General features: G+C 71.8%; 14 protein-coding genes and 1 tRNA gene. 4 read left to right on the forward strand and 11 right to left on the reverse strand.

The genetic code is table 11. The features are described from left to right. Positions 1-13 precede the first annotated feature (13 nt). From LY05_RS11280 to LY05_RS11320, 9 genes are all read right to left on the reverse strand, one after another. Positions 14-481, reverse strand: a complete 468-nt coding sequence (locus LY05_RS11280; protein WP_072747461.1) for a PTS sugar transporter subunit IIA — start codon at positions 479-481, stop codon at positions 14-16. Positions 482-599: 118 nt separating this feature from the next. Next, positions 600-1175, reverse strand: coding sequence for a ribosome hibernation-promoting factor, HPF/YfiA family (gene hpf, locus LY05_RS11285; RefSeq protein ID WP_072747460.1), 576 nt, complete (start codon positions 1173-1175; stop codon positions 600-602). Positions 1176-1329: 154 nt separating this feature from the next. Then, positions 1330-2808: an RNA polymerase factor sigma-54 gene (gene rpoN / locus LY05_RS11290; RefSeq protein WP_148923231.1), complete on the reverse strand. Its 1479-nt coding sequence runs from the start codon at positions 2806-2808 to the stop codon at positions 1330-1332. A 52-nt stretch (positions 2809-2860) separates the two neighbouring features. Then, complete coding sequence (lptB, locus tag LY05_RS11295) at positions 2861-3610, reverse strand: LPS export ABC transporter ATP-binding protein (protein ID WP_072747458.1); 750 nt, start codon at positions 3608-3610, stop codon at positions 2861-2863. Between the two features lie 8 nt (positions 3611-3618). Next, on the reverse strand, positions 3619-4152 hold the full coding sequence (locus LY05_RS11300; RefSeq protein ID WP_148923232.1) for an LptA/OstA family protein: 534 nt from the start codon (positions 4150-4152) through the stop codon (positions 3619-3621). 80 nt (positions 4153-4232) lie between these two features. Further along, entirely contained in the window at positions 4233-4901 is a 669-nt protein-coding gene (gene lptC / locus LY05_RS11305) for an LPS export ABC transporter periplasmic protein LptC (RefSeq protein WP_072747456.1), read from the reverse strand. A gap of 4 nt (positions 4902-4905) precedes the next feature. Then, positions 4906-5928 (reverse strand): KpsF/GutQ family sugar-phosphate isomerase, encoded by a 1023-nt coding sequence (locus LY05_RS11310; RefSeq protein ID WP_428842404.1) that lies wholly within the window; start codon positions 5926-5928, stop codon positions 4906-4908. A gap of 104 nt (positions 5929-6032) precedes the next feature. Further along, on the reverse strand, positions 6033-6644 hold the full coding sequence (locus tag LY05_RS11315; RefSeq protein ID WP_072747455.1) for a ribonuclease D: 612 nt from the start codon (positions 6642-6644) through the stop codon (positions 6033-6035). A gap of 61 nt (positions 6645-6705) precedes the next feature. Continuing rightward, positions 6706-6792 (reverse strand) — tRNA-Leu (locus LY05_RS11320). Positions 6793-7343: 551 nt separating this feature from the next. Between LY05_RS11320 and LY05_RS11325 the strand changes: the two genes are divergently transcribed. After that, positions 7344-8345 carry a complex I NDUFA9 subunit family protein gene (locus LY05_RS11325; protein ID WP_072747453.1) on the forward strand — a complete coding sequence of 334 codons (1002 nt, stop codon included), beginning with the start codon at positions 7344-7346 and terminating at the stop codon, positions 8343-8345. Positions 8346-8448: 103 nt separating this feature from the next. Here LY05_RS11325 and LY05_RS11330 read toward each other — a convergent pair whose 3' ends face one another. Beyond that, positions 8449-9252 carry an undecaprenyl-diphosphate phosphatase gene (locus LY05_RS11330; RefSeq protein WP_072747452.1) on the reverse strand — a complete coding sequence of 268 codons (804 nt, stop codon included), beginning with the start codon at positions 9250-9252 and terminating at the stop codon, positions 8449-8451. 277 nt (positions 9253-9529) lie between these two features. Between LY05_RS11330 and LY05_RS11335 the strand changes: the two genes are divergently transcribed. From LY05_RS11335 to mtgA, 3 genes are all read left to right on the forward strand, one after another. After that, positions 9530-10981: an NAD(P)-dependent oxidoreductase gene (locus tag LY05_RS11335; protein ID WP_148923233.1), complete on the forward strand. Its 1452-nt coding sequence runs from the start codon at positions 9530-9532 to the stop codon at positions 10979-10981. Between the two features lie 112 nt (positions 10982-11093). Beyond that, entirely contained in the window at positions 11094-15638 is a 4545-nt protein-coding gene (gene gltB, locus LY05_RS11340) for a glutamate synthase large subunit (protein ID WP_148923234.1), read from the forward strand. A 17-nt stretch (positions 15639-15655) separates the two neighbouring features. Further along, a complete protein-coding gene (gene mtgA / locus LY05_RS11345) occupies positions 15656-16333 on the forward strand; it encodes a monofunctional biosynthetic peptidoglycan transglycosylase (protein ID WP_148923235.1) in 678 nt (225 codons plus the stop codon). Between the two features lie 89 nt (positions 16334-16422). Here mtgA and LY05_RS11350 read toward each other — a convergent pair. Further along, positions 16423-16752, reverse strand: a 330-nt coding sequence (locus tag LY05_RS11350) for a transposase (RefSeq protein ID WP_211356321.1), incomplete at its 5' end; no start/stop codon positions are given.

Raw genomic sequence — 16752 nt, forward strand, 5'->3', positions numbered from 1 at the left:
CGCCGGCGCCCCCTCAGGCGGCGTTCGACGAGGCCAGATCCTCGACCAGCAGCGCGTAGTGCGCCGCCGGATCCGAGGTCGATCGCAGCTTGGCGCAGCGCCCCTCGTCGCGCAGCAGGCGCGAGACGCGCGCCAGGGCGCGCAGATGGTCCGCGCCCGCATTCTCGGGCGCCAGCAGCATCATCACCAGATCCACCGGCAGACCGTCGGGCGCGTCGTAGTCGACGGGCTTTTCGAGGCGCGCGAAATAGGCGGTCATGCGATCGACGCCCGGCATGCGGGCATGGGGAATCGCCACGCCCCGGCCCATGGCCGTCGCGCCCAGACGCTCGCGCTCCATCAACGCGTCGAACAGGCTGCGCGCGTCCAGCGCGTTGCGCTCGGCCACGCGGTTGGCCAGCTCCTGAAGCATCTGCTTCTTGCTCGACGCGCGCAGGGCGGGGGCGATCGATTCGGGGTCGATCAGCTTTTCCAGATCCATCTGTGCCTCAGCCTCGTTTTCGGAAGAGCAGGCGACGCGCGTCTTCCATCTCTTGCGCGGAGCGGCGTTGACGCGCCGCCCCGCTTGATCGTCGCGGCGGCCCGGCCGCCGCGACGCGTCAGGTCCTGGACAGATTCGCCGGATCGATCCAGCCGATGTTTCCGTCCTGGCGCCGATATACCACATTCAGGCCGCCATTGGCCTCGTTCCTGAACACAAGGAAGGTCTCGTCGGCCATTTCCATCTGCATCACGGCCTCGCCCACCGACAGGCTTTTGATCTGCGCCTTGGTCTCGGCGATGATGACAGGCTGGAGCGAGTCGGGTTCGTTCTCTTCGTCGGCGCTGCTGATGACGTAGGACGGCGCCTCGAGCGCCTCGACCGGCTCGCTGCGCTTCTTGTGGTGGTCCTTCAGCCGGCGCTTGTAGCGCCGCAGCTGCTTCTCGAGGCGGTCGCACGCATCGGCGGCGGCGGCGTAGGGCTCGGTCGCGCGGCCTCGGGCCTTGGCGGTCAGGCCGGTGGACAGGTGCACCAGCGCGTCGCACAGGATCTCGTGCCGATCGCGGGAGAAGGTGACGATGCACTCGGTCGGCCGTTCCGCGTATTTGGTCACAGCGGCGCCGAAATGCTCCTCGACATGAGTGCGCAAGGCGTCGCCCACGTCGATCTGCTTGCCGTTCACCTGAATAAACATCTCGTCTCCCTTGATTCGGAGTTGGCGGTCAGCCGGACCAGGATCCGGCCGGGCATGAACCCCCTCTCCGGCGCGGCGCGCGGAACCTAGGCGGGGCGTTCGGGCGTGTCAACCAAGGGGGGAAAGACCCCTTCGCCCGACGCCTGCCGGCGCCTCAACCCAGCGAAGCGTTCTGGCGTTTGCGCTGCACCGACGAAGGGATGTCCATGCCCTCACGATATTTCGCCACGGTCCGGCGCGCAACATCCACGCCTTCGGCGCGCAAGAGCCGCGTGAGCGCGTCGTCGGACAGGGGGCGGGCGGGGTTTTCGGCCTCGATCAGGGCGCGGATGCGCGCGCGCACGGCCTCGGCCGCCAGGGCCTCGCCCCCGTCGGCGGCCGCCAGCGCCTGCGAGAAGAAGAAGCGCATGTCGAAGGCGCCGCGCGCGCAGGCCAGGCGCTTGCCCGCCGTCACGCGGCTGACGGTGGATTCGTGCAGCCCCGTCTCCTGCGCCACGTCGCGCAGCGTCATCGGCCGCAGGGCTGCGACCCCCTCTTCGAAGAAGCGGGCCTGCAGGCGCACGATGGCGGTCGAGACCTTGAGGATCGAGCGCGCCCGCTGCTCGAGGCTGCGCACCAGCCACAGCCCCTCGCGGCGGCGCTCGGCGACGTAGCTGCGGGCCTCTTCGCAGCCGCCGGCCATGACCCGCGCCGCGAAGACGTCGTTGACCAGCACCCGCGGCAGCGCCTCGGAATTGAGCTCGACCGCCCAGCCGCCCGCCGGGTCGCGGCGCACGAAGACGTCGGGCGGCGCCAGGCGCAGCGGGGCGTGGTCGAAGACGCGGCCGGGGCGCGGATCCAGCCGGCGCAGCCGCGCAAGCATCCGCCCGACCTGCTCGGGAGCGACGCCGCACAGGCGCGAAAGCGCCTTCAGATCGCGCCGCGCGGCCAGCGGCAGATGGGCCAGCAAGGCGCGCATGGGCTCGTCCAGCGCGCCTTCCTCCTCAAGCTGCAGGGCCAGGCACTCGGCCAGGTCGCGGGCGCCGATCCCCGTCGGCTCGCAAGCCTGAAGCACGCGCAGCGCATCGAGGGCGGCCCCGGGATCCGCGCCCAGCCGCGCCGCGACCTCGCGCGGGTCCGCGCGCAGATAGCCGTCCTCGTCCAGCTCGCCGGCCAGCGCGGCGGCCAGCATGCGCACGCCCGCCGGCGCGGGCGAGAGGGCGATCTGGGCGTGCAGGCGCTCGAGCATCGACGGCGGCTGGGCCACGCGCTCGGCGGCCGAGGGGCCGTCCCATTCGCCCGCCGCGGCGCCGCCCGCGCCCGGGCGCGGCGCGGCGCGGTCGGCGTCGAACAGGTTCTCGGCCGCCAGACCCTCGAGCGCCGGCGAGGCCGCCATCGCCTCGGGCGAGGCGGGCGAGGTGGGCGAGGCTGGCGCGGAAGGCGCCGCGGCGGGCGCGGGGTCCGCGCGCCGCAGCGGCGCGGGCGCCTCGGCATCCTCGGCGCGCTCGAGCAGCGGGTTGCGCTCGATCTCGGCCTCGACATGGGCGGCCAGCTCGGCCGCCGACATCTGCAGCATGCGGATGGCCTGCCGCAGCTGCGGCGTCATGGTCAGCCGCTGGCCTTGCCGAAGTTCAAGTCCCGGTCCGATCGACATGCACGCTCCGTCTTCGGGGCCGCCCGCCGCGGAACCCCCTGCTGCGGGCGGGTCAGATGCGGAAGCCGTCCCCGAGATAGACGCGCCGCACGCGGTCGTCCTCGACCACGTCCTGCGGGGCGCCGCTCATCAACACCTGCCCGTCATGCAGGATATACGCCCGGTCGATGATGCTCAGAGTCTCGCGCACATTGTGGTCGGTGATCAAGACCCCGATGCCGCGATCCTTCAAATGCGAGACAAGCTGACGGATCTCGGCCACGGCGATCGGATCGACGCCGGCGAAGGGCTCGTCCAGCAGCACATAGGCCGGGTCCGAGGCCAGGCAGCGGGCGATCTCGACGCGCCGGCGCTCGCCGCCCGACAGGGCCTGGGCGGGCGTGTTGCGCAGATGGGTGATCGAGAACTCGGCCAGCAGCTCGTCAAGGCGGGCGTTGCGCCGCGCGCGCTCGGGCTCGCGCAGCTCGAGAATGGCGCGGATGTTCTCCTCGACCGTCAGACCGCGGAAGATCGAGGCCTCTTGCGGCAGGTAGCCAAGGCCAAGGCGCGCGCGCCGATACATCGGCAGCTCGGTCACGTCGCGCCCGTCCAGCTCGATCGCGCCGGCATCTGCGGCGATGAGGCCGGTGATCATGTAGAAGCACGTCGTCTTGCCCGCGCCGTTGGGCCCGAGCAGGCCCACGGCCTCGCCGCGGCGCAGCTCGAGCGACACGCCGCGCACGACCGGGCGGCGGCGGTAGCTCTTGGCGATGTCGCGGGCGCGCAGGCCGGCCTCGGCCCGCGCAGGAGCGTCCTGCGTCATGGGAGCGGTCACTTGTCCTTGCCGGCCGCGCCGGGGGTGAACACCGACTGCACGCGCCCGCCCGAGATCTGGCCGACCCCGGCGTTGAGGTCGATGCTCAGCCGCTCGCCGCGGATGGCGTTGTCGCCCTGGGTCAGGGTGACGCCGCCGCCCATCTCGACCTTGCCGCCGACCACGTCGTATTCGGCCCAGGCGCCGCTGGCCGTCTCGGCGCCGTTGGACAGGAACACCGAGCCTTCGGCGCGCAGGCGGTCGATGCGCCCGGTTCCCGGCGCCGCCCCCTGGCCGCCGCCCTCGCCGCCGTAGGAGACCACCACCTTGTCGGCCGTCAGGCGCAGCGTGCCCTGCCCCGCCACCACATTGCCCGAGAAGGTCGCCTGCCGGCGCGCGCTGTCGACCATCAGGCTGTCGGCGGTCACCTCGATCGGCTGCGTCGCGTCATGCTTGAACGAGCCGAAGGGATTCGCGCTTTGCGCCGCGGCGCCCGCCCCGACAAGCGCCGCCATGCCGGCGGCCGCGACGATCGATCTGAGCAAGGCCATGCGCGTCAAACTCCCCCTTCGGCGCCCGCTGCGGGCCGGCCGCTTCGTCAAGCCCCGCGCGCGCCCTTCGCGCGCGTTCGTCAATCCCTGCGCGCGCGCCCTTCGCGCGCGGCGGCAGGATCATACGTCACCCTTACCCGCTTCTCGAACCAAAAGTAATCGCCCGGCGCAAGGCCCTCGGGGACCGCGGCGCCGGGGCGCGGCGCCTCGACACGCGCGGCGCGAAAGGCGCCGGCCTCGATCGCGCCGGCCGGCCCGACCGCGCGCACCGGCCCCGGCGCGCTCACCGAGCGCCCGCGCAGATCCGCGCTCAGGCTGGGCGCGGTCACCTCGTAGCCGTCCGAGCTGCGCAGCACCACCCCGCCCTCGAGCGCCAGCGTCTGCTCGTGCACGCCGATGCGCCCCTGCGCCGCGCTCAGCGTCACCTGCGCGCCGTCGCGCCGCTCGAGGCTGGCCTCGACCCGCTCGAGCGCCACCTCGGCCGGATCGGGCGCGTCCGGGCGCGCCACCGCCGCGCGCACGACGAAAGGCTCGCCCTGTTCCGTGCGGCCGGTGAAGCTGGGGCTCTCGACCGCCATGCCCTGCCCCAGCCGCGCCAGATCCGCGGTCGAGTAGCGCAGCCCCGACACCGGCCCGCGCGCGCGCGGCCACAGGAACAGCGCGCTGAGCAGGGCCAGCGCCATGAGGGGCAGCGCGATCTTGAGCCGCCGCACCATGCGCGAGCGGCCCGCATATGCGGCGCGGGCCATCGGCTCAGACCTGGTCGAGCCCGGCGCGCAGGCAGTCATGCACGTGCAGCAGCCCCAGCGGCCGGCGCCCCTGCGCGGGATCGACCACGAACAGCGCCGTGACCTTGCGCTGGTTCATCAGCGCCAGCGCCTCCTGCGCAAGGCGGTCGGGGGCGATGGTGGCGGGCGCGCGGGTGGCCACCTGCCCGGCGACGCGCGCCAGAAGCCCTTCCATGTTGCGCCGCAGGTCGCCGTCCGAGATCACCCCGACAAGGTCGCCCGCCGCATCCACCACGCCGGCGACGCCGAAGCCGCGGCGCGTGATCTCGAGCAGCGTGTCCGTCATGGGCGCGTCCTCGGCCACCAGCGGCAGCTCGTCCTCGGGATGCATCAGGTCGCGCACATGCACCAGCTGCGCGCCAAGCTTGCCGCCCGGATGGAACAGGCGGAAATGCTCGGCCGTGAAGCGGCGCCGCTTCATCAGCGCCACCGCCAGCGCATCCCCCAGCGCCATGGTCAGCGTCGTCGAGGTGGTGGGCGCCATGCCCACCGAGCACGCCTCGGGCGCGCGCGGCAGCACCAGCGCGATGTCGGCCGCGCGCAGAAGCGGGCTTTCGGGCCGGCTGGCCACGCCGATCAGCGGAATGCCGAAGCGGCGGGTATGCGCGATGACGTCGGCCAGCTCGGGCGTGCCGCCGGAATTGGACAGCACCAGCGCCACGTCCTGGCGCGTCAGCATGCCCAGATCGCCATGGCTGGCCTCGGCCGGATGCAGGAACTGCGCCGGCGTGCCCGTCGAGGCCAGGGTGGCGGCGATCTTGCGCGCCACATGGCCCGACTTGCCCATGCCCGAGACCACGATGCGCCCCTTGCAGTCGATCATGGCCTGCACCGCGTCGGCGAAGCTGTCGCCCAGCGCGCCCTCGAGCTGGGCCAACGCCTGCGCCTCGATTCGCAGCACCTCGCGCCCGGCGGCGATGTCGGCCGCGCGCTGGGCGGCGGGGTCGGCGGGCCGGGCGCGGCCGGCTTCGATCAGGGCGTCGATCACTGGTTCCTCTCCCGCGGTCGCGGCCGGAGCGCCCGGCCGTGGCGTTCAGATCAGATAGGCCTTCGCGCCGCCCGCCGCCAGCCCGGCGGCCCGAACGGCGCGGATCAATGGGCGAAGATGTCCTCTTCCGGCCAGCCCTCGAGGTCCAGAAGGGCCCGGTCGGGCAGGAACTCGAAGCACGCGGCCGCGAGGCGCGCGCGCCCCTCGCGCTCGAGCATGCGCTCGAGCTCGGCCTTGAGCCGGTGCAGGTGCAGCACGTCCGACGCGGCGTAGTCGAGCTGGGCGCGCGTCAGCTCGGCCGCGCCCCAGTCCGAGCTTTGCTGCTGCTTCGAGATGTCCACCCCGATCAGCTCCTGGCACAGGTTCCGCAGCCCGTGGCGGTCGGTGTAGGTGCGCACCAGCTTCGAGGCGATCTTGGTGCACCAGACGGGCCGCGCCACCACGCCGAAGCGATGCGCCAGCACGGCGATGTCGAAGCGGCCGAAATGGAACAGCTTGAGCGTTCCCGGATCGGCCAGCATGGCGGTCAGGTTCGGCGCCTCGTAGCTGTCGGGCGGGATCTGGATCACATGCGCGTCGCCGTCCCCGGCCGAAAGCTGCACCACGCACAGCCGGTCGCGATGGGGGTTGAGGCCCATCGTCTCGGTGTCGATGGCCACGACCGGGCCCAGATGCAGCCCGTCGGGAAGGTCGCCGATGTGGTGATGAACCGTCATGCTCTCCTCGCTGATGGGCCGCGGCTCTTGCGCCGTCCGGCCTTCGGCCGCGGGAGAGATATGGTGCCCAGGAGAAGACTCGAACTTCCACGTCCTTTCGGACACTAGCACCTGAAGCTAGCGCGTCTACCAATTCCGCCACCTGGGCAGGTGTCGCTCGGTGAGCGGGCTTCTAGGAGAGTCGGCGCGCCGTGTCAACGCCCCTTTCGCCGATTTTTTCGCCAAGCCAATCACGGCCCGGCGCCGCCCGCCCCGCGCCCGGGCCGAAGGCGGGCCGGAGCCGCGAAATGGACCGCGGGAGGGCCGCGCCCCGCCCCCGCGCGGCGCGGAACGTTGCGGCGCGCGCGAACGATGCGGCGCGCGCGTCGGTCGCCCCCGCCGCCGCGCAGCGCCTCGCCGACCGGCCGCGACGCGGGGCCATCCGGCCGCCGGACCCGCCGGCGGGGCGCCGCCGCATGGGGCGCGGCAAGCGCGGACGATTCCCGCGCGCCCGGCGTCGCCGCCGCCCCCCGCCCCACGCGGCGGGGCGCGGATGGGCGGGAATCGGGCGCAAATCACTTGTTCCGCGCCGCGCCAGCGCATAATCAGGGCGCGAGTTCGACCGCGGCCGCGCAGCCGCGGCGCGCCCCGGCCCGCCGCGCCCGCCGCACGCGTTCAGAGAACCGGCCGCCGGCCGGCCCGCGCAAGTGAGAGGCAGACATGACGAAGACGGCTCCCATCGTCACCATCTTCGGCGGCTCCGGCTTCATCGGCCGCTACGTCGTCCAGCGCATGGCGCGCCGCGGCTGGCGCGTGCGCGTGGCGGTGCGCCGCCCCAACGAGGCCCTCTTCACCCAGACCTACGGCGATGTCGGGCAGGTCGTGCCCATCCAGGCCAACATCCGCGACGACGCCTCGACGCGCGCGGCGATCCGCGGCGCGGACGCGGTGATCAACTGCGTGGGCATCCTGTTCGCCGAACCGCGCCAGGGCTTCGACGACGTGCATGTGGCGGGCGCCGAGCGCGTCGCGCGAATCGCGGCCGAAGAGGGCGCGCGCACGCTGGTCCACGTCTCGGCCATCGGCGCCGACCCCGAATCGGACAGCGACTATGCGCGCTCGAAGGGGCTGGGCGAGGCGGCGGTGCGCAAGGCCTTCCCGGGCGCGACCATTCTTCGGCCCTCGGTGGTGTTCGGCCCCGAGGACCAGTTCTTCAACCGCTTCGCGGCCATGGCGCGCATCTCGCCGGTCTTGCCGATCGTGGGCGGGCGCACGCGGCTGCAGCCGGTCTATGTCAACGACGTGGCCGAGGCCGCCGCGCGCTGCGCCGCCGGCGAGGCCGCGCCGGGGACCTACGAGCTGGGCGGCCCCGACATCCGCACCTTCCGCGAGCTGATGGAGCTGATGCTGCGCATCATCCGCCGCCGCCGCCTGATCGTGGACGTGCCGCTTGCGCTGGCGCGGCTGATGGCGCGCACGCTGTCGGCGGTCGAGACGATCACCTTCGGGCTTGTCCCCAACCGCGTGCTGACGCTGGACCAGATCCGGCAGCTGTCGCGCGACAACGTCGCCGCGCCCGACGCGCCGGGCCTTGCGGCGCTGGGCATCGCGCCGACGGCGCTCGAGGCCGAACTCGAGGCCTATCTCTACGTCTATCGTCCCTACGGCCAGTATGCGCGCGTGACCGAGCAGGCGCGGCGCCTGCGCCACCTGCGCGGCTGACCCGCCGCGCGCCGGGCCGTTTCGGCGGCCGCAAGGGCCGGGGCCGTCCGGGCGGACGCCCCGGCCTTTTCGCGGCCTTTTCGCGCCCCCTCGCGCCCGCCCTTCAGGCGTAGACGTAGATCATCAGCGCCGCGCCCAGGGCGAAGCGGTAAAGGACGAAGGGCGTCATGCTCCAGCTGCGCAGCATGCGCATCATCGCCCACAGCGCCAGCAGCGCCGCCGCAAAGGACAGCCCCGCGCCGATCGCCGCATCCAACCCGAGCCCGGAGTCGCCCGAGCGCGCCAGATCCCGCGCCGTCAGCGCGCCGGCGGCGATGATGGTGGGCGCCGACATCAGCAGCGACAGCCGCGCCGAATCGGTGCGCTCGTAGCCCAGCCATCGCGCCGCCGTCATCGTCACGCCCGAGCGCGACACCCCCGGAACCAGCGCCAGCGCCTGCGCCGCGCCCATCAGCGCCGCGTCGCGCCAGCTCCACTCGCGCCAGCCGCGGCGGCGCGGGGCGTAGCGATCCGCCGCCCACAGCAGCGCGCCGAAAACGATCGTCGTCCAGGCGATGACCTCGACCGAGCGCATGGCCTCGTCGGCGCCGCTCAGCTTCACGGCCAGCCCCGCCGCGACCACCGGAAGGGTGGACAGCGCCAGCAGCAGCGCCAGCCGCGCCTGCGCCGTGCCGAAACGGCCCCGCAGCACATGCGCCGCGCCGACGAAAGCCTCGGCGAACTCGGCGCGGAAATAGATCAGCACCGCCGCCAGCGTGCCCACGTGAACGGACACGTCCACCGCCAGGCCCTGATCGGCCTCGCCCGTCAGCGCCGGAAACAGGATCAGATGCGCCGAGGACGAGATGGGCAGGAACTCGGTGATTCCCTGTATGATCGACAGCAGGATCAGGTCCAGAAACGGCATCGGGCGGCCTTTCGCGCGGATGAGGGACGACGCGCGATGTAAACCGCGCCGGGCGCGCCGCCGCAAGCGCCAAGGCCGACGGCAAATCATAGGTCAGCCATTATGCCATTTCCCGACCCGCGGCGGCGCAACGCCGCGCCGCCCTCGCGACGGGGATCGCACTTTACGTCAGCAATAATGACTTTTCAGGGCGCCGCACTTGCGCTAAAAGACCCCGCAGCCGCGCAGCCGACCGCCGCGGCCACCCCGCGACGCACAGCCAGGGAGGGCGAACGACATGGCCGAGAAGATGCTCAAATTCGTGGACGTCCCGCGCGCCATGCCGGAAAAACGCCCGCCCGAAGAGCGCCGCCGCGATTTCCACGAGATCTACCGCGAGTTCGCCGACGCCAAGGCCGCCGAGCAGGCCGCGCGCTGCTCGCAATGCGGCGTGCCCTTCTGCCAGGCGCATTGCCCGCTGCACAACAACATCCCCGACTGGCTCAAGATGACCGCCGAAGGCCGCCTGCAGGAGGCCTACGAGCTGGCGCAGCTGACCAACACCTTCCCCGAGATCTGCGGCCGCATCTGCCCCCAGGACCGCCTTTGCGAGGGCAACTGCGTGATCGAGCAGTCGGGCCACGGCACCGTCACCATCGGCGCGATCGAGAAATACATCACCGACGAGGCCTGGGAGCGCGGCTGGGTGCGCCCCATCGCCCCCGCCGCCGAGCGCGCGGGCAGCGTCGGCGTGATCGGCGCCGGCCCCGGCGGGCTGGCCGCGGCCGACTCGCTGCGCCGCATGGGCTTTCAGGTGACGGTCTACGACCGCTACGACCGGCCCGGCGGGCTGATGACCTACGGCATCCCCGGCTTCAAGCTGGAGAAGGACGTGGTCATGCGCCGCATCGCCCAGCTCGAACAGGGCGGGGTGCGCTTCGTGCGCAACTGCAACGTCGGCGGCGACGGCCCCGACGATCTGTCCTTCGCCCAGATCCGCGAGCGTCACGACGCCGTGCTGATCGCCACCGGCGTCTACAAGGCGCGCGACATCGGCGGCCCCGGCGCGGGCCTGCCCGGCATCGTGCCGGCGCTCGAATATCTGACCGCCGCCAACCGCAAGTCCTTCGGCGACGAGGTTCCGGCCTTCGACTCGGGCGAGCTGAACGCCGCCGGCAAGGCCGTGGTGGTGATCGGCGGCGGCGACACGGCCATGGACTGCGTGCGCACCGCCATCCGCCAGGGCGCGAAATCGGTCAAGTGCCTCTACCGCCGCGACCGCGCCAACATGCCCGGCTCGATGCGCGAGGTCGCCAACGCCGAGGAAGAGGGCGTCGAATTCGTCTGGCAGACCGCGCCCAAGGGCTTCGTCGGCGACGAGCGCGTGCGCGGCGTGCGCGTGATCCGCATGCGCCTGGGCGACCCCGACGTCAGCGGCCGCCGCGCCCCCGAAGAGATCCCCGGCTCCGAGTTCACCGAACCGGCCGACCTGGTGATCAAGGCGCTGGGCTTCGAGCCCGAGGACCTGCCGGCCCTGTGGAACGAGCCCGCGCTCGAGGTCACGCGCTGGGGCACCATCCGCGCCGACCACCGCACCCATCGCACGGCCATGCCGGGCGTCTGGGCCGTGGGCGACATCGTGCGCGGCGCCAGCCTGGTGGTGTGGGCCATCCGCGACGGCCGCGAGGCCGCCGAGGCCATCGCCGCCGAGCTGGAAGCCGCCGAGCGCCGCCCGGCCGCCGCCGAATGAGCCGCGCGGCGCCCGCCGCGGCGCCGCGCTTCGCACTCGCCACGCCATGCGCCGCCGCGCGCGCCCGACATGCCGCGCCGCCGCCGCGCACCCGCCGCAGGGGACCAAGACCATGACCAAGTATGACGCCGAATGGGCCGCCCGCCACGAAGCCGCGCGCAAGCGCCTTGCCGCCGAGGGCATGTATCGCGAAGAGGACGAGCATGCCTCGTGCGGCGTCGGCCTCGTCGTCGCCATCGACGGCAAGCCGCGCCGCCAGGTGGTCGAGGCGGGCATCGCCGCGCTCAAGGCCGTGTGGCATCGCGGCGCGGTCGACGCCGACGGCAAGACGGGCGACGGCGCGGGCATTCACATCCAGATCCCGGTCGCCTTCTTCCACGACCAGATCCGCCGCACGGGCCACGAGCCCGACGACCGCCTGATCGCCGTCGGCCAGGTGTTCCTGCCGCGCACCGACTTCGCCGCGCAGGAGGCGTGCCGCACCATCGTCGAGAGCGAGGTGCTGCGCATGGGCTACTACATCTACGGCTGGCGCCATGTGCCGGTGGACGTCTCGTGCCTGGGCGAGAAGGCCAACGCCACCCGCCCCGAGATCGAGCAGATCCTGATCTCGAACGCCAAGAACGTGGACGAGGAGACCTTCGAGCGCGAGCTCTACGTCATCCGCCGCCGCATCGAGAAGGCGGTGGCCGCGCGCCAGATCAACGGCTTCTACATCTGCTCGCTGTCGTGCCGCTCGATCATCTACAAGGGCATGATGCTGGCCGAGCAGGTCTCGGTCTTCTACCCCGACCTGATGGACGAGCGCTTCGAAAGCGCCTTCGCCATCTATCACCAGCGCTATTCGACCAACACCTTCCCGCAGTGGTGGCTGGCGCAGCCCTTCCGCATGCTGGCCCATAACGGCGAGATCAACACCCTCAAGGGCAACCTCAACTGGCTCAAGAGCCACGAAATCCGCATGGCGTCGAACTATTTCGGCGACATGGCCGAGGACATCAAGCCGATCGTGCCCAACGGCTCGTCGGACTCGGCCGCGCTCGACGCGGTGTTCGAGGTGATGGTGCGCGCCGGCCGCTCGGCCCCCATGGCCAAGACCATGCTGGTGCCCGAGGCCTGGTCCAAGACCGCCACCAAGATGCCCGAGGCGTGGGAGAAGATGTATGCCTATTCGAACTCGGTCATGGAGCCCTGGGACGGCCCCGCCGCCCTGGCCATGACCGACGGGCGCTGGGTGTGCGCGGGGCTGGACCGCAACGGCCTGCGCCCCATGCGCTACGTGGTCACGGGCGACGGGCTGGTGATCGCCGGCTCCGAGGCGGGCATGGTGCCCACCGACGAGACCACGGTGAAGGAGAAGGGCGCCCTTGGCCCCGGCCAGATGCTGGGCGTGGACATGGCGCGCGGCGTGCTGCTGCATGACGCGCAGATCAAGGACGAGCTGGCCGCCTCGGCCCCCTTCGGCGAGTGGGTCGAGAAGGTGGCCGATCTGAGCGCCACCGCCAAGGCGCCCGAGCCGCGCCTGTTCGCCCGCGACGAGCTGCGCAAGCGCCAGATCGCCGCCGGCTACACGATCGAGGAGCTCGAGACGATCCTTCACCCCATGGCCGAGGACGGCAAGGAGGCCATCGCCTCGATGGGCGACGACACGCCCGCCGCGGTGCTGTCCGAGCGCTATCGCCCGCTGAGCCACTTCTTCCGCCAGAACTTCAGCCAGGTCACCAACCCGCCCATCGACAGCCTGCGCGAGCATCGCGTGATGTCGCTCAAGACGCGGTTCGGCAACCTGAAGAACGTGCTCGACCAGGACGGCAGCCAGACCGAGATCCTGATCCTCGACAGCCCCTTCGTCTCGAGCGGCCAGTTCGAGAAGCTGCTCGAGGCGTTCGGCGACTCGGCGCGGCGCATCGACTGCACCTTCCCCGTCGGCCGCGGCAACGACGCCGAGGGGCGCAGCACGCTGCGCATCGAGCTGCAGCGCATCCGCGCCGAGGCCGAAGAGGCCGTGCGCGCCGGCGTCGGCCACATCATCCTGACCGACGAGGGGCAGAACGCCGAGCGCGCCGCCATGCCCATGATCCTGGCCACCTCGGCGGTGCATTCCTGGCTGGTCAAGCAGGGGCTGCGCACCTTCTGCTCGCTGAACGTGCGCTCGGCCGAGTGCATCGACCCGCATTATTTCGCCGTGCTGATCGGCTGCGGCGCGACCACGGTCAACGCCTATCTGGCGCAGGACAGCCTGGCCGACCGCATCGAGCGCGGCCTTCTGGACATGTCGCTGGACGAGGCGACGGCGCGCTATCGCAACGCGATCGACCAGGGCCTGCTGAAGATCATGTCCAAGATGGGCATCTCGGTCATCTCGTCCTATCGCGGCGGGCTGAACTTCGAGGCCGTGGGCCTGAGCCGCGCCATGGTGGCCGAGTATTTCCCCGGCATGCCCTCGCGCATCTCGGGCATCGGCGTGGCCGGCATCCAGCGCAAGATCGAGGCGCTGCACGCCGAGGCCTTCCGCCGCGGGCGCGACGTGCTGCCCGTGGGCGGCTTCTACAAGGCGCGCAAGAGCGGCGAGGTCCACGCCTGGGGCGCGCAGCTGATGCACATGATGCAGAAGGCCTGCGCCACCGGCGACTACGATCTCTGGCGCCGCTACTCGGAGGGGATGCGCGCCCAGCCGCCCATTCACCTGCGCGACCTGCTGGACTTCAAGCATGACCGCAAGCCCGTGCCGCTGCACGAGGTCGAGAGCATCACCTCGATCCGCAAGCGCTTCGTGACGCCGGGCATGAGCCTTGGCGCGCTCAGCCCCGAGGCGCACCGCACGCTCAACATCGCTATGAACCGCATCGGCGCCAAGTCGGACAGCGGCGAGGGCGGCGAGGACCCGCGCCACTTCCACCCCCTGCCCAACGGCGACAACGCCTCGGCCAAGATCAAGCAGGTGGCCTCGGGCCGGTTCGGCGTGACGGCCGAATACCTGAACCATTGCGAGGAGCTCGAGATCAAGATCGCCCAGGGCGCCAAGCCCGGCGAAGGCGGCCAGCTGCCCGGCTTCAAGGTCACCGAGATGATCGCCAAGCTGCGGCACTCGACGCCCGGGGTGACGCTGATCTCGCCGCCGCCGCACCATGACATCTACTCGATCGAGGACCTGGCGCAGCTGATCTACGACCTCAAGCAGATCAACCCCGACGCCAAGGTCTGCGTGAAGCTGGTCGCGGCCACGGGCGTGGGCACCATCGCGGCGGGCGTGGCCAAGGCCAAGGCCGACGTGATCCTGATCTCGGGGCACAACGGCGGCACGGGCGCGTCGCCCGCCACCTCGATCAAGTTCGCCGGCCTGCCCTGGGAGATGGGGCTGAGCGAGGCGCATCAGGTGCTGGCGCTGAACAACCTGCGCGATCGCGTCACGCTGCGCACCGACGGCGGCCTGCGCACCGGGCGCGACATCGTGATCGCGGCCATGATGGGCGCCGAGGAGTTCGGCATCGGCACCGCCGCGCTCATCGCCATGGGCTGCATCATGGTGCGCCAGTGCCAGTCCAACACCTGCCCGGTGGGCGTCTGCACCCAGGATCCGCGCCTGCGCGAGAAGTTCACGGGCACGGCCGACAAGGTGGTGAACCTGATCACCTTCTACGCCCAGGAGGTGCGCGAGATCCTGGCCTCGATCGGCGCGCGCTCGCTGGACGAGGTGATCGGCCGCGCCGACCTGCTGGCGCAGGTGTCGCGCGGGGCGGCGCATCTGGACGATCTGGACCTCAATCCGATGCTCGTCACCATCGACGAGGCCGAGCACATCCGCTACGACCGCAACCGCCCGCGCCAGGAGGTGCCCGACACCCTCGACGCCCAGATCGTGCGCGACGCCCAGCCCTTCTTCAAGGACGGCGAGAAGATGGAGCTGAGCTACACCGTGCAGAACACGCTGCGCTCGATCGGCACGCGCGTGTCCTCGCACATCGTGCGGCGCTTCGGCATGCGCAACGAGCTGCAGGAGGGGCACCTGACGGTCAAGCTCAACGGCTCGGCCGGGCAGAGCCTGGGCGCCTTCGCCGCGCCGGGCCTCAAGCTCGAGGTCCACGGCGACGCCAACGACTATGTCGGCAAGGGGCTGTCGGGCGGCGTGATCGTCGTGCGTCCGCCGCTGGGCTCGCCCCTGCGGCCCGAAGAGAACACGATCATCGGCAACACCGTCCTTTACGGCGCCACGGCCGGCAAGCTGTTCGCCAACGGCCGCGCGGGCGAGCGCTTTTGCGTGCGCAACTCGGGGGCGAAGGTGGTGGTCGAGGGCTGCGGCTCGAATGGCTGCGAATACATGACCGGCGGCCTCGCCGTCATCCTGGGGCGCGTGGGCGACAATTTCGGCGCCGGCATGACCGGGGGCATGGCCTTCGTGCATGACGCCGACGGCGACTTCGTGGCGCGCGCCAACATGGAGACGCTGATCGTTCAGAAGCTGCGCTCGGTGCATTGGGAGGCCGTTCTGCACGCCATGATCGAAGAGCATGTCGAGCAGACCGGCTCGCCGCTGGGCAAGCGCATGCTGCGCGACTGGGAGAACGAGCGCGAACGCTTCGTGCAGGTCTGCCCGAAGGAGATGCTCTCGCGGCTCGAGCACCCGCTCACCGACGAGGCGGCGGCGGGGGTCGCCTGACGCGGCGCGCGCGCCCCATGCGGCGCGCGGCGCGGCTGGCCGGGCGCGTCCTGGCCAGCCTTGCGGCGGCGGCGACGCTTTGGGTCCTGGCCTATCGCTTCGTCGACCCGCCGACCACGCCGCTCATCGAGGCCGAGCGCGCGCGCCTGGGCGCGGTGCGCCGCGCGCCGGTGCGCCTGTCGACGCTGCCGCCCCATGTGCCGCTGGCCTTTCTGGCGGCCGAGGACGCGCGCTTTTGCGACCATTGGGGCATCGACTGGACGGCCGTTCGCGCGGCGTGGCGCGACAACGCCCGGGGCGGGCGGCTGCGCGGGGGCTCGACCATCACGCAGCAGACGGCCAAGAACGCCTTCCTTTGGCCCGCGCGCAGCTGGGCGCGCAAGGCGCTCGAAGCGGGCTTCGCGCTGCTGATCGAGCCCCTGTGGCCCAAGCGGCGCATTCTCGAGGTCTATCTGAACATCGCCGAAACGGGCCCGGGCCTGTTCGGGATCGAAGCGGCGGCGCAGGCCTGGTTCGGCCGCCCGGCGGCGCGCCTGACGCCGCGCCAGGCGGCGCTGATCGCCGCCGCCCTGCCCGCCCCCAGGGACCGCGACCCGACGCGCCCGTCGCCCTTCATGCAACGCCGCGCAGCCGCCATCGCCGCGGGCGCGGCCGACCTGGCGCAGACGGGCTGCGGCGCCTGCGCCCTGCCCTGACCGGTGCCCCGCCCATCCGCCCCGCCCGCAAGGACGCCGCCCGCGCGCCGGCGATGGGGCGAAGGATGGCTCATACCAACGTGCACGGATCAGGACCCATGCGCCCAGTCGCGCATGCCGATCGTCATGATGCGCCACGGCTGGTCCACGAGCTTGTTCCATGCTTGGCAGCACAGAGCGACGATGTCGTCGTAGTCTCGAAAGACCCGGTTCGAGAGCCAGTTGTCGCGCATGAACTGCCAGACGTTCTCGACTGGGTTCAGTTCTGGCGACCGAGGCGGCAACGGCAGCAGCGTCACGTTGTCCGGCACGACCAGGTCTCGCGACATGTGCCAGCCCGCCTGATCAAGGATCACGACGGCATGGGCGCCTGGGTCGACGGCCCGGCTGATCTCGGCGAGGTGCAGGCTCATGGCATG

This window comes from Oceanicella actignis (assembly GCF_008124525.1).
GTDB lineage: Bacteria > Pseudomonadota > Alphaproteobacteria > Rhodobacterales > Rhodobacteraceae > Oceanicella > Oceanicella actignis.

Bases quoted from the DNA above. Each gene is read 5' to 3' on its own strand.
- LY05_RS11280 (WP_072747461.1), bottom strand. From the start codon at position 481: ATGGATCTGGAAAAGCTGATCGACCCCGAATCGATCGCCCCCGCCCTG.
- hpf (WP_072747460.1), bottom strand. From the start codon at position 1,175: ATGTTTATTCAGGTGAACGGCAAGCAGATCGACGTGGGCGACGCCTTG.
- rpoN (WP_148923231.1), bottom strand. From the start codon at position 2,808: ATGTCGATCGGACCGGGACTTGAACTTCGGCAAGGCCAGCGGCTGACC.
- lptB (WP_072747458.1), bottom strand. From the start codon at position 3,610: ATGACGCAGGACGCTCCTGCGCGGGCCGAGGCCGGCCTGCGCGCCCGC.
- LY05_RS11300 (WP_148923232.1), bottom strand. From the start codon at position 4,152: ATGGCCTTGCTCAGATCGATCGTCGCGGCCGCCGGCATGGCGGCGCTT.
- lptC (WP_072747456.1), bottom strand. From the start codon at position 4,901: ATGGCCCGCGCCGCATATGCGGGCCGCTCGCGCATGGTGCGGCGGCTC.
- LY05_RS11315 (WP_072747455.1), bottom strand. From the start codon at position 6,644: ATGACGGTTCATCACCACATCGGCGACCTTCCCGACGGGCTGCATCTG.
- LY05_RS11325 (WP_072747453.1), top strand. From the start codon at position 7,344: ATGACGAAGACGGCTCCCATCGTCACCATCTTCGGCGGCTCCGGCTTC.
- LY05_RS11330 (WP_072747452.1), bottom strand. From the start codon at position 9,252: ATGCCGTTTCTGGACCTGATCCTGCTGTCGATCATACAGGGAATCACC.
- LY05_RS11335 (WP_148923233.1), top strand. From the start codon at position 9,530: ATGGCCGAGAAGATGCTCAAATTCGTGGACGTCCCGCGCGCCATGCCG.
- gltB (WP_148923234.1), top strand. From the start codon at position 11,094: ATGACCAAGTATGACGCCGAATGGGCCGCCCGCCACGAAGCCGCGCGC.
- mtgA (WP_148923235.1), top strand. From the start codon at position 15,656: ATGCGGCGCGCGGCGCGGCTGGCCGGGCGCGTCCTGGCCAGCCTTGCG.